This is a genomic window from Dysgonomonas sp. PH5-45 (assembly GCF_029893235.1).
Taxonomy (GTDB): Bacteria; Bacteroidota; Bacteroidia; order Bacteroidales; family Dysgonomonadaceae; genus UBA1309.
Genome location: NZ_JARXWE010000001.1, coordinates 134,275 through 155,934 on the forward strand (window position 1 = coordinate 134,275; position 21,660 = coordinate 155,934).

Below are 21,660 nucleotides of genomic sequence, written 5' to 3' on the forward strand. Positions count from 1 at the left end.
AAATTCAGCTTTCAAGATAGAAGCGGTAAACCTCACACAGGGGGGTACTTCAAAATTAGATATTGAATATGACTTTCGGGGGGAGGAGATACAAAAAACCTCCCAAACTGTTGTTTGAAAGGTTTTGTCTTTTGCTTTCTCTAAAGTATCTTCTTTAAAACTAGAGCGAAAGACGGGATTCGAACCCGCGACCCCGACCTTGGCAAGGTCGTGCTCTACCAACTGAGCTACTTTCGCAAAATATCATTACATCGCACAATCCCTGTTAAGGATTATCCCGCGTTAGCGAACGCAAAAGTAAAACGTTTTTTTCATTTCCACAAACTTTAGCCTCTTATTATTTAGGATTCGAAACAAAATAAATACCGGTATTACCCTGCTGCGCATATACATTATAGGGTTGTAAACGCTGTTTTCCTACTCCTTCCTTCGGACGTCCTCCGTAAGTGATGTCATAAACGGTTTTGCATTTAGGGCAACGAGCGGTTAAACCATCGGCCGTCGATACTGTTACACTCCAATCGTCTTCATAAGGGCAACACCTGTCGAAAGCTTCTAAAATCCAGATATCTGTGTTCTCGTAAAACATCCCTGTATTCCTGACTATTATACCCGACGGGCTCAACCTATCGGAAGCCAACAAGACTTTAGGGAATATCTTATATCCATACGCTCCGCTCAGTTCTTTATCCCTAAGGCGAATATCTACTTTAAAATTGATTTCTGCGGCAGGAATGGTATATAAAGGTTCTTCGTCCCCGCACGAAGCAAAACTTAATGGTATCAGAAATAGTATAAATAAAAATTTCAAATGTTTCGTCATTGGAGTCTAAATTTGGTATGCAAAACAAAGATATCAAATAAATACGAAAAATAATAACACCTAAATGCTGTAATGCAATGTAAGGCTATACGGTAGCCCCCACCTTTTGGCACTTAAAATAAACGAGGCTCTCAAAAAAAAAATGAGAGCCTCGTTGTCTGTATAATAATGTTTATTCGGAGTTACTATCCTTCTATTGCGGCTTGTGCAGCTGCAACACGGGCGATAGGCACACGCATTGGAGAACAAGACACATAGTTAAGCCCTATACGGTGGCAGAATTTAACTGATGATGGTTCGCCTCCGTGCTCGCCACAAATACCACACTTGAAGTTAGATTTCACGCTGCGTGCTTTTTTAACAGCACCTTCCATCAACTGGCCTACACCTTCTTGGTCAAGAACTTGGAATGGATCTTCTTCTAACAATTTCTTTTCAAGATAAACAGGTAGGAAAGAGAAGAAGTCATCGCGCGAGAACCCGAACGACATTTGCGTTAAGTCGTTTGTACCGAACGAGAAGAATTCAGCTTCTTTGGCCACAGCATCGGCAGTAAGGGCCGCGCGTGGAGTTTCGACCATGGTACCTACTTGGAACTCTATGCTGTCGCCATACTCTGCAAATACTTCTTTGGCTGTGTTCTGGATGATTTCTTTCTGAAGTTTGAACTCGCTTACAGAGTTTATCATCGGAACCATGATTTCGGGCATAGTTTTCACACCTTCTTTCTTAAGGTCGAGAGCTGCCGAAAGCACGGCACGCGTTTGCATTTCTGTGATTTCAGGATATGTATTACCCAAACGACAACCACGGTGACCAAGCATAGGGTTGTGCTCTTCAAGGGCTTCGATGCGTTGTTTTACAACTTCAAGAGAAAGACCCATTACTTCGGCCATTTCTTTTTGTCCTTTTTCATCGTGAGGTACAAACTCGTGCAAAGGTGGGTCTAACAGACGAACCGTTACAGGCAAATCGCGCATAGAGCGAAGTATGCCTCTGAAGTCTTCTTGTTGGTAAGGCAACATTTTAGCCAAAGCAGCTTTACGGCCTTCAACAGTGTCCGAAAGAATCATTTCGCGCATCGCTTTTATTCTTTCGCCATCGAAGAACATGTGTTCCGTACGGCACAGACCAATACCTATTGCTCCGAAGGCACGGGCTCTTTCGGCATCGAATGGAGTATCGGCATTGGCGCGTACACCCATTTTTGAGTATTTTTCGGCCAACTTCATCAACTGATCGAACTCGCCTTCAAGCTCAGCAGCCTGAGTTGGTATCTGTCCGTTATAAACGTTTCCTGTCGATCCGTTTACCGATATATAATCGCCTTCTTTCAGAAGAAGGTCACCTATACGTAAGGTTTTAGCTTTGTAGTCAACAACAATCTCGCCTGCACCCGATACACAACATTTACCCATACCACGAGCCACAACGGCGGCGTGCGATGTCATACCTCCGCGAGCGGTAAGGATGGCTTCAACTACGGCCATACCGGCTAAGTCTTCGGGTGATGTTTCGATACGTACCAATACTGTTTTCTTGCCTTCGGCATGCCATTGTGCTGCGTCTTCGGCAAAGAATACTATCTGTCCGCTTCCTGCTCCGGGCGATGCTGGCAAACCTTTGGCAATAACTTTGGCTGATTTTTCCGCTGTTTTATCAAAAACAGGGTGAAGCAATTCGTTCAGCTTGTTAGGCTCGATGCGTGCAAGGGCTGTTTTTTCGTCAATGCGTCCTTGATTCAACATATCCATGGCAATTTTTACCATTGCCGTACCTGTTCTTTTTCCGTTACGTGTTTGCAAGAACCAAAGTTTTCCTTCCTGAACGGTGAATTCCATATCCTGCATGTCGCCATAATGGTCTTCCAGTTTTTGTTGAAGGGCATCAAGTTCTTTGTATATTTCGGGCATTACTTCTTCCAACGATGGATATTCGGCCTTACGTACATCTTCGGGGATATTCATCAGTTTGGCCCAGCGTTGCGAACCTATCAATGTGATTTCTTGAGGTGTACGGATACCGGCAACCACGTCTTCGCCTTGCGCGTTGATCAGGTACTCGCCATTGAAAAGGTCTTCGCCACTACCGGCATCGCGGCTGAAGCAAACACCTGTTGCCGAAGTGTTACCCATATTACCGAACACCATCGCCTGTACGTTAACGGCTGTTCCCCATTCAGCAGGAATACCTTCCAGTTTGCGGTAAAGGATAGCACGGTCGTTCATCCAAGAGTTGAACACGGCGCAAACAGCACCCCAAAGTTGTTCGTAAACATCGGTTGGGAAGTCTTTGCCTGTACGTTCTTTAACTGCTTTTTTGAAGCGGGTTACCAACGATTTCAGGTCTTCAACTGTAAGTTCGTTGTCAAGTTTAACGCCTTTTTCTTCTTTAACGTGTTCTATGATTTCCTCGAATGGGTCTATGTCTTCTTTGTTTTCGGGTTTCATTCCAAGAACCACATCGCCATACATCTGAACGAAACGGCGGTATGAGTCCCATACAAAGCGTTCGTTGCCTGTCTTTTTTGCCAAACCGTCGGCAATTTCGTCGTTCAACCCTAAGTTAAGGATTGTATCCATCATACCGGGCATTGATGCGCGGGCACCTGAACGAACGGAAAGCAAAAGCGGGTTTTTAGCATCGCCAAAGCCTGAGTTCATATGGCCTTCAAGTAGTTTGATAGCCGAATTTACTTCGCTGGTAAGCAATTCCACTACTTTTTCTTGTCCCACTTCGTAATACTCTGTACAAACATCTGTTGTAATAGTAAAACCGGGAGGAACAGGAACCCCGATAAGATTCATTTCGGCCAGATTGGCTCCTTTACCACCAAGCAGATTTTTCATGTCTGCTTTTCCTTCGGCAACGCCATTACCGAACGTATAAACCCTTTTTTTGTTCATAACGATTAAAACTTAAATTGTTATTTTGTTTATGTTTCTAAATTCTATACCTGATGCACACAAAGCCAAAATTGGCAGAAAAGCGCATCAGAAAACAATCTTGCGCCTCTGCACACAAATGGTTCTGGCAAAGCGACACAAAAATAGCGATAAATGATTTATTCTCAAAACAAATATTTTTTTTCAGTCAATTTTTAAATATTTGTTTGTTAAGCGTATTTAATTCAGATCAATAAAAAAATTGATTCTTTTTGTGTGCCGGAAAAACATGTTTTTACATACTTTCTGAATATCTTTGCCTGCTGAAAACAGATTTTATATTTTTGAATTGAGTATGAAGAAACTTGGATTTTTATTTTTGTTGTGTTCATTGTCGTTGGGTATTGCAGCCCAAAGCGTTAGCCTGAAAGACATAACGGGAGGCAAATATCAGGCTAAGGATGTTGAACCGTTTGTGTCGTCGGCCGATGGTGAGTTTTACTTTCAGGTAGACAAACAAAATTCAAAAATCATTAAATACGCATTCAAAAGCGGATTGGCTGTTGATACTGTTTTTGACGTGAAGAAAGCCCGGGGATGCGATTTCGACAGTTTTGAAGGATTCCTTATGAGCCCCGACGAAAAACGCCTTTTGGTGTATCGTAACTCCGAAAGCATTTACCGCCATTCGTTTAAGGCCGATTATTTTTACTACGACATTCGCCGGAATCTTATTCGTCCTCTTACCGAAAATAAAAATAAACAGATGGTTCCCGTATTCTCGAAAGACGGGCGTATGCTGGCTTTTGTGGTCGATAATAATATCTGGTTGGCTAAGTTCGATTATGATACCGAATCGCAAATAACAAAAGACGGTGAGTTTGGCAAAATTATCAATGGAGCTACCGATTGGGTTTACGAAGAAGAATTTGTAACTACCTGTTTGATGGACTTTTCGGCCGATAATTCGCTTTTGGCTTTTGTTCGTTTCGACGAAACGGCAGTGCCCCAGTACTCGTTCCCTGTTTATGGCGGACAGCTCTACACATCGTCTCTTTCTTTTAAATACCCAAAGGCGGGGGAGGTTAACTCTAAAGTCAGTTGCAATGTATTTGATATAGAGTCGAAAACCATTCGTCAGATGGATTTGCCAAAAGGTAAAATAGAATACATTCCCCGTATCGCATTTTTGCCCGAAGGCGATCAGTTGGCTATCATGACCCTGAACCGTGAGCAAAACGATTTCAGCATGTTTTACGCCAATGCCCGTTCATCGGTTTGCAGGCTTGTTCTTCACGATGTGAGCGATCAATATATCAACTCCGATTTTTTAAGTTCCATCCGGTTTTTCGACAAACAATTCACATATATAGGCGAAAAGAGCGGATACAGCCACCTGTATTTGTATGAACAGACAGGAAACCTGAAACGCGCCCTGACCAGTGGCGACTTTGATGTTACAGCACTCTTGGCGATAGACCCTGTTTCTAAAACCGCATTCTATGAGTCGGCCGAAGAAAGTCCATTGCGTAGGGCTGTATATAAGGTCGATTTGGTAAAAGGAACAACCACAAAATTATCGTCAAAAACAGGATATAACAGAGCTTCGTTCAGCAGTAACGGTAAGTATTATATAAACCGTTGGTCGGATGCTGCTACCCCTACCCGCATCACAGTAAACGATGCTGCGGGAAAAGAGATTCGGGTTTTGGAAGACAACGCGGCCCTTAAATCGGCTTTAGCGTCGGCCGGTTTGCCTAAAAGGGAATTTGTGACTATTCCTGTTGGGGGAGAAACCCTCAACGCATGGATTATTCGTCCCGTTAATTTCGATTCGTCTAAAAAGTATCCCCTTGTGATGGTTCAGTATAGTGGCCCTAATTCGCAGGAAGTTCTGGACAAATACACAGTAGATTGGGTAGAATACCTTGCCACACAAGGTTTTGTTGTAGCCGCCGTTGACGGACGGGGCACAGGAGCACGAGGCACAAACTTCCGTAAATGTACGTATATGAATCTGGGAATAAAAGAGTCGGACGACCAGATTGCCGCCGCCCGCTATTTTGCCTCACAACCTTATATAGATGGCAATAATATCGCTATCTGGGGATGGAGTTATGGCGGATACAATGTACTGATGAGCATGAGCCGCGACAATGTGTTTAAAGCCGGTGTAGCTATTGCCCCGGTAACCGACTGGCGTTTTTACGATTCGGTATATGCCGAGCGTTTCATGCGTACTCCGCAGGAAAATGCAAGGGGTTACGATAATGGCTCGCCTATAAAATTGGTCGATAAACTTAACGGAAAACTGTTGCTTATTCATGGGTCGGCCGATGACAATGTGCATCTGCAAAACTCTATGGAATATACCGATGCCTTGATTAAGGCCGAAAAGCAAATAGATATGTTCATTCTGCCCGACAGAGATCACTCTATGCGAGGTGTAACAAACCGTACTTATTTGTACCAGAAAGTAATTGACTTTTTGAAACAAAACTTGCAAAACAAGTAAAGAATCTTCAGATTTCAGTAAAATGACACAGCACGTAAAAAAACCCGATTGGTTAAAGATAAGACTGGGAGGAAACGACCGTTTCACCCAGACAAAAAAGATAGTAGAATCGCACTGCCTGCACACTATTTGCAAAAGTGGTCGTTGCCCTAATATGGGCGAATGTTGGGAGCGGGGCACGGCAACGTTTATGATTGCCGGTGATATTTGTACCCGTTCGTGTAAATTCTGTAATACACTGACCGGAAAACCCTTACCACTGAATCAGGACGAACCGGCCAATCTTGCGCAATCAATTAAATTGATGAAGTTGCGCCATGCGGTAGTCACATCGGTAGACCGTGACGACTTGCCCGACTTGGGCGCTCAGCATTGGGTCGATACTATCGACGCGATAAGAAAAGAAAACCCTACAACAACTATCGAGGTGCTTATACCCGACTTTCAGGGCATAGACAGCCTCATTGACCTTGTTTGTGCAGCCAAGCCCGATATCATAGCCCACAATATGGAAACCGTGAAAAGCCTTACACCCAAGGTGCGGAGTGCTGCCAAATACGATGTCAGTTTGCACGTTTTGCAGCGGATTGAAGAGCAAGGCTGTTCATCCAAATCGGGCATCATGTTAGGCTTGGGCGAAACCAAAGACGAAATTCTGGAACTGATGGACGACCTCCTTTCCGTTGGTTGCAAGCGCCTCACAATGGGGCAATATTTACAGCCTACACGCAAGCATTTGCCTGTTTCAGAATATGTTACCCCGGAGGCTTTTACTCAACTGAAAGCCATCGCTTTGGATAAAGGTTTTGTTCATGTCGAAAGCGGACCGCTTGTCCGTTCGTCATATCATGCAGATAATTCAATTTAAGCTAAACAAAAAGCTTTTTTATTTGTTCTAACCTAAACAATAGATATTTTATCTTTGTTTAGCAAACAAAATTGCACTAAACCGGATATAGCAGTAACGTCATTGCATTGTTCGGTTCAGCCCTAAATTTTTATATTTATAATGACAAGTAAAGGAGCAAAAAAATACTTCCGGAATCCAACTATAGGTGTACTGCCTTTTGTCGTTTTTGTTATAAGCTTTCTGATAACGCTTGAGATAGAACGATCATCGATCATAGGTATGCTTTCTGCCATGTTTTTCGAACTGTGTTGCCGTATTTATGGCAAATCGAAAATATCGACTATGGCCTTGGGCACCTCTTTTTCGGCTTTGCTTCTTACCCTGATTACACACATTATTTTTGGTGATGTAATATTCTCTAAAGGCTTTTTTCTTGTTCTGGGCGAAATCTATTTTGTTTGCATTGTTATGGTGGTGCGCCTGTTTCAACCCCAAATAAAACAAAGTTTCTTTTGGCACAAACACTACACGCAAAAGGTTTATCTGAACGATTTTTTTGAAACTGCCGCTCTTATACAATACCTGCTTTCGGTTCACTTGTTTTATATGCTCATATATGTGTATTTGCGCCACAAGACAACCAACTATACAATACTGGATGGCGTAAGCTATATATGGATACCGTTGAGTTTGTGTGCAGGCCTGTTCTTGTACGGACATATAAAAATATGGAATGTTTCGCGGAAGTTGCGTAAGGAAGAGTGGTTACCCATCGTGAACGAAAAAGGTGAGGTTTCGGGCAAAATTGCAAAAATGGAGTCTTTGAAACTGAAAAACCGTTTTATGCACCCTTATATCCGCATAGCTGTGGTTTGCAACGAGAGGATATATTTGAAACCCCGGCAAGAAAAAAATATTATCGACATTGGGGCATTAGACCATCCTTTCGAGAATAACCTGTTGTTCAGCCACGATGTGAATATTTCAGCCCGCGATAGCATTGCACATATTTTGGAAAAGAGCGATGAATCGACTTTCAAGTTCCTGCTTAAATATTCGTTCAAGAACGAAGAAACAAACCGGCTTATTTTCCTATACTTGCTACGGGTTAAAGACGAAAGCCTGTTGCGCGAACTAAATATTGGAGGAGGGAAATTCTGGTCGTTGAAGCAGGTGGACGAGAATATGTTGCAAGATGATATATTTGGCGAATGTTTCCAATTAGAATACGAATACCTCAAAAACACCATCTTTATTGCCGAAAAAGTAAAGAACGCCACAAAAAATAGTTAACACTTGCTTATTGTTAAACTTCTTGTTTTGAATCGCCCCGGTTCAAAATTCAAAGCCATAAGATAGGATTAGTTGTGTATGTTTTATATTTTTGTTTCGTCATATTCAGATTTGAATCTGAATTAAAGATTAAGGAAACGTATGTCTGAACAAAGCGAATATTCTTTACTGAATAAAATAAACTATCCGTCTGATATTAAGCAACTTTCAACAGAACAACTTGAAGTTGTTTGCTCAGAATTAAGGACATTCATCATAGATCAGCTAAGTTCCAATCCGGGGCATTTCGCATCGAGTTTGGGTACTGTAGAGCTGACCGTTGCTCTTCATTATATCTACAACACACCTTACGACCGCATTGTGTGGGATGTAGGCCATCAGGCGTATAGCCATAAGATACTTACAGGCCGGCGCGAAAAATTCTCTACAAACCGTAAGTTTGGTGGTATTTCCGGATTCCCTAACCCTCAAGAGAGCGAATATGATGCCTTCATAGCGGGGCATGCCTCCAACTCTATTTCGGCGGCGTTGGGAATGGCCGTAGCATCCGAACTGAAGCACGAAAATCGTAATGTTGTAGCCATTATAGGCGATGGAGCTATGACCGGCGGACTTGCCTTCGAGGGGCTTAACAATGCCAGTTCGCAACCAAACGATATGCTTATCATTCTCAACGATAACGATATGGCCATATCGGACAATGTGGGCGGCTTCCGCGATTATTTGGTGAAGATGACAACCTCGCAGACCTACAACCGCGTGCGGTACGACGTTTACCAGAAGTTTAAGTCGAGAAATCTCATCACGGAAAAAGGGAAGAATTTTATTCTGCGGTTCAATAATAGCCTGAAGTCGCTTATCACCAAACAGCATAATATATTCGAGGGCTTCAATATCCGCTACTTTGGCCCCGTAGACGGGCACGACCTTCCCAGTCTGATAAGAATTATAAGCAATATAAAAGACCTGAAAGGGCCTAAAATTCTGCATATCCACACCAAAAAAGGAAAGGGCTACAAACCTGCCGAAGAGTCGGCCACCGAATGGCATGCACCGGGCAAGTTCAATAAACTGACAGGCGAACGCATCGTTTCGGAGCAGAAAGATCAGCCACAACGCTATCAGGACGTATTTGGCCATACTCTTGTGGAGATGGCAAAGAAAGACGAACGCATAGTGGGTATTACCCCTGCCATGCCTACGGGTTGTTCTATGGATTTTCTGATGAAGCAACTTCCCGGACGGGCATTCGATGTAGGTATTGCCGAAGGTCATTCGGTCACTTTCTCGGCCGGGCTGGCTAAGGAAGGCTTGATTCCGTTTTGCAATATATATTCGTCGTTTATGCAGCGGGCCTACGATAATGTTATACACGATGTTGCCCTGCAAGGGCTGCATGTAGTGTTCTGCCTTGACCGTGCCGGTCTGGTGGGCGAAGACGGAGCCACGCATCACGGAGCCTTCGACCTAGCTTATATGCGCTGCATACCTAACCTCATTATCGCATCGCCATACAATGAGCATTATCTACGCCATCTGATGCATACGGCTACTTACGGAGCCAGTTCTCCGTTCGTGATACGGTATCCCAGAGGACAGGGCGAGCTTGTGAACTGGGAGTGCGATATGAAGATATTGAAGATTGGAAAAGGGCGCAAACTGAAAGAAGGCAAAGATATGGCCGTTCTTTCTATTGGCCCTATCGGCAATACAGTCAGGGCTGCCATTACCGAAGCCGAAGCACAAGGGTATAGCATAGCCCATTACGACATGATTTTTCTGAAACCGATAGATACTGAGCTTTTGGACGAAGTAGCCAAGAACTATAAGAAAGTTGTTACGATAGAATACGGAACTATAAACGGAGGATTGGGGTCGGCCGTGCTTGAGTATTTTTCGGATAAACAATACGACAGTGTTGAAGTTACAAGAATCGGTATTCCGGACAAGTTTATAGAGCATGGCTCAATGGCCGATCTTAACCGTATTTGTGGCTTAGATTCCGATGGTATCAGCAGCTCATTGTTAACCGTCTTAAATAGAAGATGATATGAGGATAGTTATTGCCGGAGCAGGGGCGGTTGGTACACACTTGGCAAAACTTCTTTCGCAAGAAAACCAAGATGTTATCCTTATGGACCCCGACAAGGAGAATCTGAATTTTTCAAGGAACAACCTCGAAATGATAACAATGGTGGGATCTCCTACTTCGCTGAAAGACCTGAACGAGGTGGGTATAAAAGAAGCCGATTTCTTTATCGGGGTCACACCCGAAGAGTCGCTCAATATCACCTCCTGCATGTTGGCTGCAAGGCTTGGGGCAAAAAAAACATTTGCCCGTATCGACAACTACGAATACCTCTTGCCTAAAAATAAAGATTTTTTCGAGTCGCTGGGCATCAATGCGATGGTGTATCCCGAAATGCTGGCCGCCAAGGAGATTGTGTCGGCCATAAAAAGACCTTGGGCACGGTTCTGGATAGAACTCTGTGGCGGAGCCATTATCTTGGTGGGGGTGAAAGTCCGTTCCAATTCGGAACTGGTAGGGAAACATCTGTACGAATTGGGCTCAGACCGCAAAAAATTCCATATCGTTGCCATCAAGCGCGAAAGTACTACTATCATACCCAACGGTAACCATCAGATATTAGACAACGACCTTGTTTTCTTTTCTACCACCAACGAGTTTGTGAGCGAACTGCCCGACCTGACCGGCAAAGAAGATTTTGACGTGAAGGATGTAATGATAATGGGAGGTAGCCGTATCGCTGTGCGTACATCGCAATACCTGTCGGAAAAGACAAACATCAAACTTTTGGAGTCCGACCGCGACAAGTGCCATTTGCTGCTGGAAAGAGTACCTAAAAACGTGACTGTCTTCAACGACGACGGGCGCAATACCGATTTCCTCCTGCAAGAAGGAATACGCGACACCGACGCATTCATTGCCGTTACCGGAAACTCCGAGGCCAATATCTTGGCATGCCTTGCCGCAAAACGCTTTGGGGTACGCAAAACGGTGGCCGAGGTGGAAAACATGGACTATGTGTCGATGGCCGAAAGCTTGGGCATAGGAACCATCATCAACAAGAAACTGATAACCGTGAACAACATATACCGCTTCTTGCTGAACGCCGATATATCGACCGTCAAATCGCTGGCCTTTGCCAATGCCGATGTAGCGGAAATTATAGCCCATCCAAACTCAAGAATAACGAAAAAAGAAATTAAACGGATGGTTTTCCCTAAGAATGTTACTCTGGGAGGGCTTATCCGCAATGGCGACCCAATGATGATTGACGGTGATACTCAAGTTGAACCGTACGACCATGTTGTGGTTTTCTGCTTGGAAGATTCGCTGCGCGACATCGAAAACTTCTTTAATTGAGTATAATTAGTGAACCTGATATAACCGAAAGAAAGACACACACGCAAACGGAAAAAAGATGAATAAATTTAATTTAAAATTTATTTTCAAGACCCTTGGGTTTCTGCTTATCATCGAATCGATGTTCATGATGGTGTCGACCGTTGTCTCTTTTTACTTTCAGGAACAATGTAGCGACTGGTTGCTTCTGTCGGGTGTGATAACCATTATTAGCGGTGTTTTTCTGCGTATTATCGGTACGGAGCATTACGAAAAACCCATTGGCAAGCGCGAGAGTTTTCTGGTGGTGGCGCTCTGCTGGGTGGTTATGTCGGCCTTTGGTATGTTGCCTTACTATTTCAGCGGAGTGATTCCCAATGTATCGGATGCTTTTTTCGAAACTATGTCGGGCTTCACAACAACAGGCTCGACCATCATTCTCGACATAGATTCCGTTCCCAAAGGTTTACTATTCTGGCGAAGCCTCACGCAGTGGATAGGCGGTATCGGAATAATAGTTTTTGCACTGGCCTTTCTGCCTATGATTGGGGGGAATGCTTCGGTGCTTTACGATGCCGAAACCACGGGTATCGTACACGAGCGTTTCCGCCCGCGGGTTGCGCAGATAGCTAAACGTATCTGGGGAACATACATTGCCATAACTGTTATTCTGTGCATTTTGCTGTTTTTGGGGCCGATGAATCTTTTCGATTCTATCTGCCATTCACTGGCTACACTGTCTACGGGAGGGTATTCGACCAAACAGGCCAGTATAGCTTATTGGAACTCGCCTTACCTCGAATATGTGATAAGTGTTTTCATGTTTATCGGGGGAACGAACTTCGCCCTGATATTTTTCCTCTTTAAGGGAAAACCGCAAAGGTTGCTGAAGGACGAAGAGTTTCGCTGGTATGGTGTTATTTGCCTTATTTTTATCGCATTGATAAGTTCGTGCCTTATTATGTCGGGGCAGATAAAGGATGTTGAATATGCATTGCGCACGTCTCTGTTTCAGGTCACCTCGGTTATTACCACCACAGGCTTTGCTACGGTCGACTATATGAACTGGGGAGCATTTTATACGCTTTCTATCTGTCTGTTGATGCTGTTTTGTGCCTGTGCGGGTTCTACATCGGGAGGGGTGAAGATTGTGCGTATAATAATCCTTTGTAAAAATGCCGTGAATGAATTTAAACGGCAAGTACACCCCAATGCAATTCTGCCCGTAAGGCTCAACGGCAATGTGATACCTATCGAGATTGTAACAAAAATATTGGCTTTTATATTCCTCTACCTTGCCATTCTTGTGGTAAGTTTCCTTGTGCTTTCTTTCACCGGAATGGGGTTCGAAGAATCGGTGGGTTCGGCCATATCCTGTATGGGTAACGTTGGCCCCGGTTTGGGCAGTGTTGGGCCAAGCGGGCACTTTGCCGATGTTCCTACGTTTTCTAAATGGTATCTTTGCTTTTTGATGATGACAGGCCGCTTGGAGCTGTTTACCGTGCTGTCTTTGTTTATGCCTGCTTTCTGGAAGCGGTAACACATAATATTTTTTGCCTTATGAAAATAGTAAACAGGTTTGTATTCTTTTTCTCGGTTCTTTTGTTTTGCGTCAGTGTATTTCCGCAGGAAAAAAAGACAGTGAACCTCTTGTTTGCCGGCGATGCCATGCAACACCAAAGTCAGTTGGATGCTGCGAAAATCCGTGGGGGAGGTGGGTACGATTATTCATCCTACTTCAGACATATACAAAAAAAGATAGAATCGGCTGATATCTCTGTTGTTAATCTGGAAGTTACCCTACCGGGAAGAAATTACACGGGATATCCTTGTTTTGGCACGCCCGATACTTTTGCCGTGGCTCTTAAAGATGCGGGCTTCGATGTTTTCCTGACGGCCAACAACCACTGTCTGGATAAAGGTAAAAAAGGGTTGGAAAGAACTATCTCCACTCTGAAAAGGCTGCAAGTAAAACACCTTGGCACTTATACCAACAATGAAGAAAAGGAGCTGCTGTATCCTGCGATGATAATAAAGAACGGAATCCGTATAGCCATGCTTAATTATACGTACGACACTAACGGGATCAAAGCCCAGCAGCCAAATGTAGTAAACTATATAGACAAAAAACAGATACAGGACGACATTGAACGTTGCAAGCTGATGAACCCCGATATTATTGTAGCCAATATGCATTGGGGCGAAGAATACCACCTGAAGCAAAGCAAGGCACAGGAGCGGCTTGCCAATTTCCTGATTAATAACGGTGTTCGTTTGGTTATAGGTAGCCATCCACACGTTGTTCAGCCGATAGATATCCGCAGGGAAGGCGATTCAATTACAGGTATTGTAGTTTATTCGCTCGGTAATTTTGTTTCGGGAATGAAGGCCGCTAACACATATGGCGGTATGATGGTAGATATCGCTATCAGCAAAGACCAGAATAACGGGGTAAGTATAGACACTTGTTTATACTCGTTGGTATATGTGCATAAACCGATTGTTGGGGGCAAGCCCGATTTTCAGCTTATCCCTGTTGAAGAATACGACAATGAAGCCGGAAAAGAAAAATTGGGAGCCGATGCCTTCGCCCGGATGAAACAGTTTGCAACTACCGCCCAAAAAGCCGTAGAAAGCCTTTGGTAACCAGGGTATTTAAAGAAAAAAATATTCCACTTCCTCTTATATCTAAAACAGGAAACCTTGCTCGGCTTGACGTATCTTACCCAGATGTTTGTAAGCAAGGTCGGTAACCTCACGCCCACGGGGGGTACGTTTCATAAAGCCTTCTTTAATGAGGAACGGTTCGTACACTTCTTCTATCGTACCCGAATCTTCGCCCAAGGCTGTTGCTATGGTAGAGATACCAACAGGGCCACCCTTAAACTTGTCGATAATGGTGAGCAGTATCTTATTGTCTATTTCATCAAGGCCGTATTTGTCAATATTTAATGCCTCAAGGGCGTACGATGCAATTTCTTTGTCTATCACACCTGTCCCTTTCACTTGGGCAAAATCCCTTACACGACGCAACAGGGCGTTAGCTACACGGGGTGTACCACGGCTGCGGGACGATATTTCGACGGCAGCCTCCTGTTGGCACTCCACACCCAGAATATTGGCCGAACGCTTAACAATACCTGTAAGGGTCTTAATATCATAATACTCCAAGTGCATATTGATTCCAAAACGTGCCCGTAAGGGGCTTGTAAGCAATCCGCTTCGGGTGGTTGCTCCCACCAGCGTAAAGGGACTCAGTTCTATCTGAACGGAACGTGCGCTTGGTCCTTTATCTATCATTATATCTATCCGGTAGTCTTCCATTGCGCTGTACAGATATTCTTCCACAACAGGCGACAGGCGGTGTATCTCGTCGATGAAAAGCACATCGTTTGCTTCGAGCGAAGTGAGCAAGCCTGCCAAATCGCCAGGTTTGTCGAGCACAGGCCCCGATGTGATTTTAAAGCCTACACCCAATTCGTTGGCAATGATGTTCGAGAGGGTTGTTTTCCCCAGCCCGGGAGGTCCATGCAGAAGGGTATGGTCGAGCGACTCGCCACGCATCTTTGCGGCAGTAACAAAAATCCGCAGATTTTCCACAACCTTGTCCTGACCGCTGAAACTACCGAACGAAAGAGGACGGAGCGCGTTCTCAAATTCACGTTCCGCGCTGTTTAGCTGTTGGTCGCGTATGTCGAAATTATTATCCATAGCCTGAAAGTTGAAGCAAAAGTACATATTTTGTATCAAACCCGAAAGCGACGCCAAAGTTAAACAACCTTACCGACTATAGCTGTGCTTTTTACCTGTTTAGGTATTGCCCAGTTTAAATTTTGTGCTTATATTTGCAGCCGCTTTGCGTAATCTCTGACGGGACGAGCCCGTGAATATTGCGTAATGATATTTTTAAAGCTATATAAATCATGGATTTAATAAAAGTTGCAGAGCAAGCATTTGCCACAGGAAAAGAACATCCTAAATTCAGAAGTGGAGATACCGTTACAGTATCTTACCGCATCAAAGAAGGTAACAAAGAGCGTGTACAGCAGTATCGTGGTGTTGTTATCAAAATTGTAGGACATGGCGACAAAAAACGCTTCACAGTTCGTAAAATGTCTGATAACATTGGTGTTGAAAGAATTTTCCCTCTCGAATCTCCATTTATCGACAGCATTGTTGTAAACAAATACGGTAAAGTGCGCAGAGCTAAATTGTACTATCTACGTGCCCTTACAGGTAAAAAAGCAAGAATCAAAGAAAGAAGAGTTGTTCGCTCTTAATACACTTTCTTTAAGAGATAAAAAAATAGAAGAATTTTTGTTCTTCTATTTTTTTTTGTGCCTTATATAAAATGGTAACGATGCCAAAAATTAAGGGGGAGGATATCAGTGCGAAACAAACTTCAAGCCTACTATCGAAGATATAAGCGTAAGTATAAAGAATATACGCCAAAAACCTGCGGGTTCTTTAAAAACCAATATACCAAGCAGAGCCGTGCCAACGGCTCCGATTCCCGTCCAAACGGCGTAGGCTGTTCCTAATGGCAGGGTTTGCGTTGCCTTTATCAGCAAGAGCATACTCGTAATCAGGCTAATGCCAAATCCAACATACCACAGGTACACCTCTGTACCGTTGCTTATTTTTGCTTTATTCAGGCAGAAGGTAAAACCTACTTCAAAAAAACCACCTATGATGAGTATAATCCAGTTCATTTCGTATCAGAAATTTTAAATAAACGGATACAAAATTCGGCAGATTATCCCGAAAACTATTTTACAAATGATAAAAAAGCGTAGCGGAAGGTTTTTTTATCTTACCTCCGCCCTGATACGACTGAGGGTAACCTGACTCACACCCAGATACGAAGCTATGTGCCCCAATTGTACTCTCTGGGTAAGATATGGGTTTTTGGCCATAAGGTCGGCATAACGTTGTGCTGCAGGCTTAAACTGACGGGAAATAAAACGTTCTTCGGTGCGGATAAGCTCTTTTTCAACCATTTTGCGCCCCCAGTTAGCTATTTCTATCTCCTGATTATACAAACTCTGCAATTCCCTGTAAGGAAGGCGGAACAGTTGGCAGGGTTCTAATAGTTCAATATTCTCATACCCTGGCTTATTTTCTATATAGCTCTTCAAAGATACGAGCAATTCGCCTTCGGTAGCGATTTGCACGGTAACCTCATTGACGTCTTCCATGCAATAGGCACGGGCAACGCCCTGTGATATGAAGTAAAGGTCACGGTCTTTTTTTTCTGCCTCGAAAAGCATATATCCTTTGTGGTGTTCTACCGGAGAGACGCGGTCAACCAGTTTCCGCAACCCCTTTTCCGAAAGAGGCGTGATTGATGTAAATATATTCCGGACATCAATTGCTTTGTGGTGGTATGTTGCAGATGGTTTATTCAACGAGTTTCAGACTTCCCCAACTTATCGAAGCCCGATAAGTGTAGTGTTTTTATTTTCTGTACGCACGCAAAAAAGCGGATAATTTTTGTGTAGCTAATGCCCGGTGACTGATAGCGTTTTTCTGGCTGTCTGGCATTTGGGCAAAAGTTTGGGTATATCCTTCGGGAATAAAAACAGGATCGTAGCCAAACCCGGCTACGCCTCTCTCTTCAGAGATTATGGTTCCATTCACAACCCCGTTAAATTGGTATTCTTCATCACCAATAAACAGCGATATTACAGTGCGGAAACGTGCATTACGGTTCTGTTTATCTTGTAGTTCGGAGAAGAGTTTAACGATGTTTTGCTTAGGGTCTTTGCCCTCACCCGCATAACGGGCCGAATAGACTCCCGGAGCATTATCAAGTGCTTCTACCTCAAGCCCCGTATCGTCGGCAAAGCAATCGTGATGATAATTATCTTTCACATACTTTGCTTTTATACGGGCGTTTTCTTCGAGCGTTTTGCCGGTTTCGGGAATATCTGTAAAACAACCTATACCTTCGAGCCCCAGAACTTCAAAATCGCTGCCAAGAATAGCCCTCACCTCTTTGAGCTTATGTTGGTTGTTGGTTGCAAAAATCAGCTTTTTACGACTATCCATACAAACACCTCTCCCTATCTGTTACGGCGATTACGCATACTTGCCTTAGGAGCGGATTTTTGTTTCGATCCGCCCGATTTGGAGCTGTTCTTATCGACTTTGCGGTTTTCGCGTTTTTTCACATCCGATTCTTTTTCTTCGTCTTTCTCCTTTTTGTCTTTTTTATCAGCCTTCGTTACTTCAGCCTTTGTGCTGTCGGTCTGCATCCAGAGGCGTTTGTTGAATTCTATCAACTGGTTCTCTATCTTCTGCTGTTCTTTCTTCAACGAATCGGCGGGCATTCCCGAAGTAGCAAGCGGACGGTTTTGCATATTGGTTGTGCGGTAAATATCGCCTTGGTACGACCGTTTACGGAAATAGTCGTCGATGGTCTGGTTTTGCGCATTATTCAGGTTCGATACCATTATAGGCATACGTGCCGCATAAGGACGAATGTCTTCGTATTTAACCCAAAACAGGGGATAGCCGGTCTTGTCGGCACTATAATCGTCCTGTACATACAGAATAGGGCTGAGAGCTACTATTTTGGTATCGACCACCGAATTGTTTTTATCGAAAAACCAAACCTCTTTCACATTGTATCCTTGTATTTCATTGGCATACATATCATAATCTTCTACAATAATCTGCCCGTTTTCTTCACGATAGATGATAGAATGGCTTTCCAAAAACTTTTTTACATCGAGCTTCTTATCATCGTCAAACGCCTCTAAGCCGCTATGCACATCATAAACATAAGTTGTTATATCATTATTCAAAAACAACTTCATGATAAGCGAAAACAGGTTCATCTTACCATCGCGGGGGGTAGTAGGATAGTAAAGAGCCGCGTTTTGATCTTTATTTAAGTCCAAAACACGGTAAATCTCGCGCATCCATACCACGCCTTCTATGTCCTGTGTTTGGTCTTTGTTCATATTTTCGGCACGAATGGTGAGTTGCGCATTCGACTTTTTTTGTTGTTGCTGTTGCCGGCGGTTAATCCTGTCTCGGGCAGTTTCGCCTGTTTGAGCCGAAAGGCCTTGAGCCAAAATCAAACTACAAAAACCTATTGATAATATTACTAAATATCGCTTCATTGTTCTATATTTTAAATTCCTTCAGGAATAAAGAATTTTTCTTTTGTATATATATCTATTATCCCGTTAATTGGTTTTTATTTCCATTGGTGGTAAATCTTGCGTTATGCCATCCGGGCCTTTTGCCTTAATATCGGTTATAAGGAAAGTCATACCCCGGCTTAAACGCCTGATTGCATCAAGTTGCGATTCGGAGAATCTCCCGCTGTTAGAAGCCATCATACTACCTTCGCCCGTTGCTCCGAATACTCTTACCGTGAAACTAAGAACGGTGAACTCCCTGTAAATCAATCCATCGTCGATAGCGGCTTTTATTCCACCGGCAGACACGATGGCTGCTTTCGATATTTTTTCACGTCCCAACGCATCGTATTTCTTAGGGTTACCACTCGCATCGGTATATTGTATGAATGGCGATGCTTTTGGCAAAGCCCTTACCTTGAATACCTGTTTGGCTACTTCCATACGGCGCCCATTCATTTCGGCAGTTACCGAAACGATGAAGTCTTTACCCACTTGGCTCGGTTGGGCAACCCAACCTTTAGCCGTTTTAGAGAGCGAGCCATTGCCACTAGTTACCGCTGCCGATATCTTATCGTTAGTAACACCCGGCACAGAGATACTCAATTCGTTAGGTATTCCGGCATAAAGAACATTCATCATGACCGAAGCAACCGTTGCCATTGGCTCTACAACCGAGTACGTGGCCTCGAAAGGTATCCGCAACGGGTCTTTATCTATACGATCCCATTCTATACGACCTGTAAACTTCTTATTAGCACCGGCTGCACCTGCTCCAATCTGGAAAGCACCTTTTCGGTCGGCAGGCAGCATTGTGTCGCCAATATATATTCTTGGTTGTTTGGTTGTATCCACAGCGGCCAAGATAATTTCCCCTTCGTAGCTACCGCCTTGCATCACAATCATAGACCTCGGGATAACTTCGGCACGAAGACTGTTTACACGGAAATCGCCACCGCCAATGCTATTCAGAAGGTCTGCAAGGACTTCGCCCTGCACGGCACGCACATCGCTTTGTATCTTAGTGAGCAGAGTTACAGCCGCAGCCGTAGGCATCTGGTCAAAAAGGGCTTGTTCCCAATTCTTGTTGTTTTCTTTTGCTTTGTCGGAAGGTTCTGTTTTCAGGCGGTTATCTATCGCTGCCTTCAGTTTAGAATCGCTAACCAATTTGCCTGCCTCGATACGATATTGGTCTATCAGCGTTTTCAGCGTTTTAGCCTTCTGATCTTTACCCAGCATCACATTAAACGCCGCATCTACACCCTCTTTGTTATTGATATTACGTACGTTACCTTCTTCTCCATCGGCATACTTCACTATCTGCTCCTTCATGTTTTGAATCATGTTGTATAGCGAATCGGATTTTTGCGTAAAGGCATTCGCATGTTTATACCATACTTCGGCTTTTACTTTATTTTGTTCGTACGAGTCGTTTAGCTTGTCCATAGTCAGTTTGTTCTGACTTTCGGTACTAACTATTGTTTGTTGTAGTCCTTCTTCGACCAACTCAAAACCCTCCAGCACCTCCGACGATACGTTGAGGGCAAGCATAGCGATAAACACTAAGTACATTAGGTTTATCATTTTTTGTCTTGGTGAATTTGGATTATTTGCTGCCATTTATAAATATTTGGATTATAGCTACAATGTCTCTTTTTTTATTTATTGCTGTCCGCTTCAGGCATCTTGTCCGAGCCGGGATTGTTCAGGTTAGCCGGATTGTATGGATTATATCCGCCACCGCCCATATTCATAGTCATGTTGGTAGTCATAGCGTGCAACATTCGTGAATACACCTGATTCAGTTCGGTAAGCTGGCGAGCCATCTTTTCGGTTTCGTTCTTGAAGATAGAACTGTCTACAAGCGAGCCCGAATACAGATGCTTGATACGTTCAAGCCCGGCATTAACCTCCTCGATAGTATGTATCTGCCCACTGACGCCTTTCAACTGTATTTCGTATATAGTATTCAAACCGGCAATGTTGCGGTTAAGGTTTTCCATTTGTGTGATATACCCTTGTGTGTTCAGGCCGATACCATCCGAATTGTCGGTAACGCTTTTGAAAGAGTTGAGAAGTGTATCAGACACTTTAGTCAGCGATTCGGTAACCTCTGCAAATTTGCCCATGCTTTCGGCCAGTTTTGTCAGCTGTTCCGAATAGGTTTCGGACGCCTCCTGCATTTCAACAGGGTCGCCAACCGTTGTTGCGGGGCTAAATCCGCCACCGCCGCCTATAATAACCGTTCCGCCTTGGCCGCCGCCTGTTGTAGTTGCAGCGCCACCACCTGCGGAAGAAGTGGGAATATTAGAAGCCGAAGATGCCGCCGACGCGCTACCGCCCACAAAAACACCACCGCCAAAACCGCCGCCACCGCTTATATTTGTTGTTCCTCCCTGAACTGTCGCTCCGGCAAAAATGTCGTCGTTTTCTTCTCCTTCGGTCGCATCGTCTTGCGGCTCACTGCTTGGTTTGCGGTTCAATCTGGGGAATATTCTGTCCCACTTATACTCGCGGGCAGGAAGGTCGAAGGCCGATATAAAGAAGATGACAGCCTCGGCAATCATACCAATCATCAAGATTTCGGTACCTCCTCGCCAGTGGTTTATCTTGAACAAAGCACCAACAATAACTACCGATGCCCCGATACTGTAGAAGATGTTGAAAAAACGTTTCCCTTTTTCGCTACCCAAAAATGTTTCGAGCGAATTTTTATATCTACTATATTTTTTCCCCATGGTCTCTATTTTGTTTTAATCTTGAAAGTCTTTGTTTA

Annotated in this window: 16 protein-coding genes, 1 tRNA gene and 1 pseudogene; 8 read left to right on the forward strand and 10 right to left on the reverse strand. The window is 43.9% G+C overall.

The genetic code is table 11. The annotated features are described in order from the left end of the window. Nucleotides 1–164 precede the first annotated feature (164 nt). From M2132_RS00605 to ppdK, 3 genes are all read right to left on the reverse strand, one after another. Nucleotides 165–237, reverse strand: a tRNA-Gly gene (locus M2132_RS00605). Nucleotides 238–337: 100 nt separating this feature from the next. Further along, the gene (locus tag M2132_RS00610) at nt 338–823 is read right to left on the reverse strand and encodes a hypothetical protein (protein ID WP_280698172.1); all 486 of its coding nucleotides are present in this window, start codon (nt 821–823) and stop codon (nt 338–340) included. A gap of 185 nt (nt 824–1,008) precedes the next feature. After that, the gene (ppdK, locus tag M2132_RS00615; RefSeq protein ID WP_280670251.1) at nt 1,009–3,729 is read right to left on the reverse strand and encodes a pyruvate, phosphate dikinase; all 2,721 of its coding nucleotides are present in this window, start codon (nt 3,727–3,729) and stop codon (nt 1,009–1,011) included. Between the two features lie 334 nt (nt 3,730–4,063). Between ppdK and M2132_RS00620 the strand changes: the two genes are divergently transcribed. From M2132_RS00620 to M2132_RS00650, 7 genes and pseudogenes are all read left to right on the forward strand, one after another. Next, the gene (locus tag M2132_RS00620; protein WP_280670253.1) at nt 4,064–6,223 is read left to right on the forward strand and encodes a S9 family peptidase; all 2,160 of its coding nucleotides are present in this window, start codon (nt 4,064–4,066) and stop codon (nt 6,221–6,223) included. Nucleotides 6,224–6,233: 10 nt separating this feature from the next. Then, nucleotides 6,234–7,091: pseudogene (lipA, locus tag M2132_RS00625) on the forward strand (lipoyl synthase); the annotation flags it as partial. A gap of 141 nt (nt 7,092–7,232) precedes the next feature. After that, nucleotides 7,233–8,366, forward strand: a complete 1,134-nt coding sequence (locus M2132_RS00630) for a hypothetical protein (RefSeq protein WP_280670255.1) — start codon at nt 7,233–7,235, stop codon at nt 8,364–8,366. A gap of 141 nt (nt 8,367–8,507) precedes the next feature. Then, nucleotides 8,508–10,415, forward strand: coding sequence for a 1-deoxy-D-xylulose-5-phosphate synthase (dxs, locus tag M2132_RS00635; protein ID WP_280670257.1), 1,908 nt, complete (start codon nt 8,508–8,510; stop codon nt 10,413–10,415). Between the two features lies 1 nt (nt 10,416). Beyond that, nucleotides 10,417–11,754 (forward strand): Trk system potassium transporter TrkA, encoded by a 1,338-nt coding sequence (trkA, locus tag M2132_RS00640; protein WP_280670259.1) that lies wholly within the window; start codon nt 10,417–10,419, stop codon nt 11,752–11,754. Nucleotides 11,755–11,812: 58 nt separating this feature from the next. Beyond that, on the forward strand, nt 11,813–13,273 hold the full coding sequence (locus tag M2132_RS00645) for a TrkH family potassium uptake protein (RefSeq protein WP_280670261.1): 1,461 nt from the start codon (nt 11,813–11,815) through the stop codon (nt 13,271–13,273). Between the two features lie 20 nt (nt 13,274–13,293). Further along, entirely contained in the window at nt 13,294–14,379 is a 1,086-nt protein-coding gene (locus M2132_RS00650) for a CapA family protein (RefSeq protein ID WP_280670263.1), read from the forward strand. Between the two features lie 42 nt (nt 14,380–14,421). Here M2132_RS00650 and ruvB read toward each other — a convergent pair whose 3' ends face one another. Beyond that, on the reverse strand, nt 14,422–15,444 hold the full coding sequence (gene ruvB / locus M2132_RS00655; RefSeq protein ID WP_280670376.1) for a Holliday junction branch migration DNA helicase RuvB: 1,023 nt from the start codon (nt 15,442–15,444) through the stop codon (nt 14,422–14,424). Between the two features lie 212 nt (nt 15,445–15,656). Here ruvB and rplS point away from each other — a divergent pair, with 212 nt between their 5' ends. Further along, a complete protein-coding gene (gene rplS, locus M2132_RS00660; RefSeq protein WP_280670265.1) occupies nt 15,657–16,013 on the forward strand; it encodes a 50S ribosomal protein L19 in 357 nt (118 codons plus the stop codon). A 105-nt stretch (nt 16,014–16,118) separates the two neighbouring features. On the opposite strand, the gene M2132_RS00665 is transcribed toward rplS, so the two are convergent. From M2132_RS00665 to gldL, 6 genes are all read right to left on the reverse strand, one after another. Continuing rightward, complete coding sequence (locus M2132_RS00665) at nt 16,119–16,445, reverse strand: multidrug efflux SMR transporter (protein ID WP_280670267.1); 327 nt, start codon at nt 16,443–16,445, stop codon at nt 16,119–16,121. 96 nt (nt 16,446–16,541) lie between these two features. After that, the gene (locus tag M2132_RS00670) at nt 16,542–17,141 is read right to left on the reverse strand and encodes a Crp/Fnr family transcriptional regulator (protein ID WP_280670269.1); all 600 of its coding nucleotides are present in this window, start codon (nt 17,139–17,141) and stop codon (nt 16,542–16,544) included. Between the two features lie 49 nt (nt 17,142–17,190). Beyond that, nucleotides 17,191–17,784 (reverse strand): non-canonical purine NTP diphosphatase, encoded by a 594-nt coding sequence (locus tag M2132_RS00675; RefSeq protein WP_280670271.1) that lies wholly within the window; start codon nt 17,782–17,784, stop codon nt 17,191–17,193. 14 nt (nt 17,785–17,798) lie between these two features. Next, nucleotides 17,799–18,863 (reverse strand): gliding motility protein GldN, encoded by a 1,065-nt coding sequence (gene gldN / locus M2132_RS00680; RefSeq protein WP_280670273.1) that lies wholly within the window; start codon nt 18,861–18,863, stop codon nt 17,799–17,801. A 66-nt stretch (nt 18,864–18,929) separates the two neighbouring features. Further along, nucleotides 18,930–20,504 (reverse strand): gliding motility protein GldM, encoded by a 1,575-nt coding sequence (gene gldM, locus M2132_RS00685; RefSeq protein ID WP_280670275.1) that lies wholly within the window; start codon nt 20,502–20,504, stop codon nt 18,930–18,932. A 38-nt stretch (nt 20,505–20,542) separates the two neighbouring features. Beyond that, complete coding sequence (gene gldL / locus M2132_RS00690) at nt 20,543–21,622, reverse strand: gliding motility protein GldL (protein WP_280670277.1); 1,080 nt, start codon at nt 21,620–21,622, stop codon at nt 20,543–20,545. Nucleotides 21,623–21,660: the final 38 nt, after the last annotated feature.

What these genes read in the sequence shown, in the direction of transcription:
- M2132_RS00630 (WP_280670255.1), top strand. Translation starts at nt 7,233, where the DNA reads ATGACAAGTAAAGGAGCAAAAAAATACTTCCGGAATCCAACTATAGGT.
- M2132_RS00665 (WP_280670267.1), bottom strand. Translation starts at nt 16,445, where the DNA reads ATGAACTGGATTATACTCATCATAGGTGGTTTTTTTGAAGTAGGTTTT.
- gldN (WP_280670273.1), bottom strand. Translation starts at nt 18,863, where the DNA reads ATGAAGCGATATTTAGTAATATTATCAATAGGTTTTTGTAGTTTGATT.
- ppdK (WP_280670251.1), bottom strand. Translation starts at nt 3,729, where the DNA reads ATGAACAAAAAAAGGGTTTATACGTTCGGTAATGGCGTTGCCGAAGGA.
- trkA (WP_280670259.1), top strand. Translation starts at nt 10,417, where the DNA reads ATGAGGATAGTTATTGCCGGAGCAGGGGCGGTTGGTACACACTTGGCA.
- M2132_RS00620 (WP_280670253.1), top strand. Translation starts at nt 4,064, where the DNA reads ATGAAGAAACTTGGATTTTTATTTTTGTTGTGTTCATTGTCGTTGGGT.
- M2132_RS00675 (WP_280670271.1), bottom strand. Translation starts at nt 17,784, where the DNA reads ATGGATAGTCGTAAAAAGCTGATTTTTGCAACCAACAACCAACATAAG.
- ruvB (WP_280670376.1), bottom strand. Translation starts at nt 15,444, where the DNA reads ATGGATAATAATTTCGACATACGCGACCAACAGCTAAACAGCGCGGAA.
- rplS (WP_280670265.1), top strand. Translation starts at nt 15,657, where the DNA reads ATGGATTTAATAAAAGTTGCAGAGCAAGCATTTGCCACAGGAAAAGAA.
- dxs (WP_280670257.1), top strand. Translation starts at nt 8,508, where the DNA reads ATGTCTGAACAAAGCGAATATTCTTTACTGAATAAAATAAACTATCCG.
- M2132_RS00645 (WP_280670261.1), top strand. Translation starts at nt 11,813, where the DNA reads ATGAATAAATTTAATTTAAAATTTATTTTCAAGACCCTTGGGTTTCTG.
- M2132_RS00650 (WP_280670263.1), top strand. Translation starts at nt 13,294, where the DNA reads ATGAAAATAGTAAACAGGTTTGTATTCTTTTTCTCGGTTCTTTTGTTT.
- M2132_RS00610 (WP_280698172.1), bottom strand. Translation starts at nt 823, where the DNA reads ATGACGAAACATTTGAAATTTTTATTTATACTATTTCTGATACCATTA.
- gldM (WP_280670275.1), bottom strand. Translation starts at nt 20,504, where the DNA reads ATGGCAGCAAATAATCCAAATTCACCAAGACAAAAAATGATAAACCTA.
- gldL (WP_280670277.1), bottom strand. Translation starts at nt 21,622, where the DNA reads ATGGGGAAAAAATATAGTAGATATAAAAATTCGCTCGAAACATTTTTG.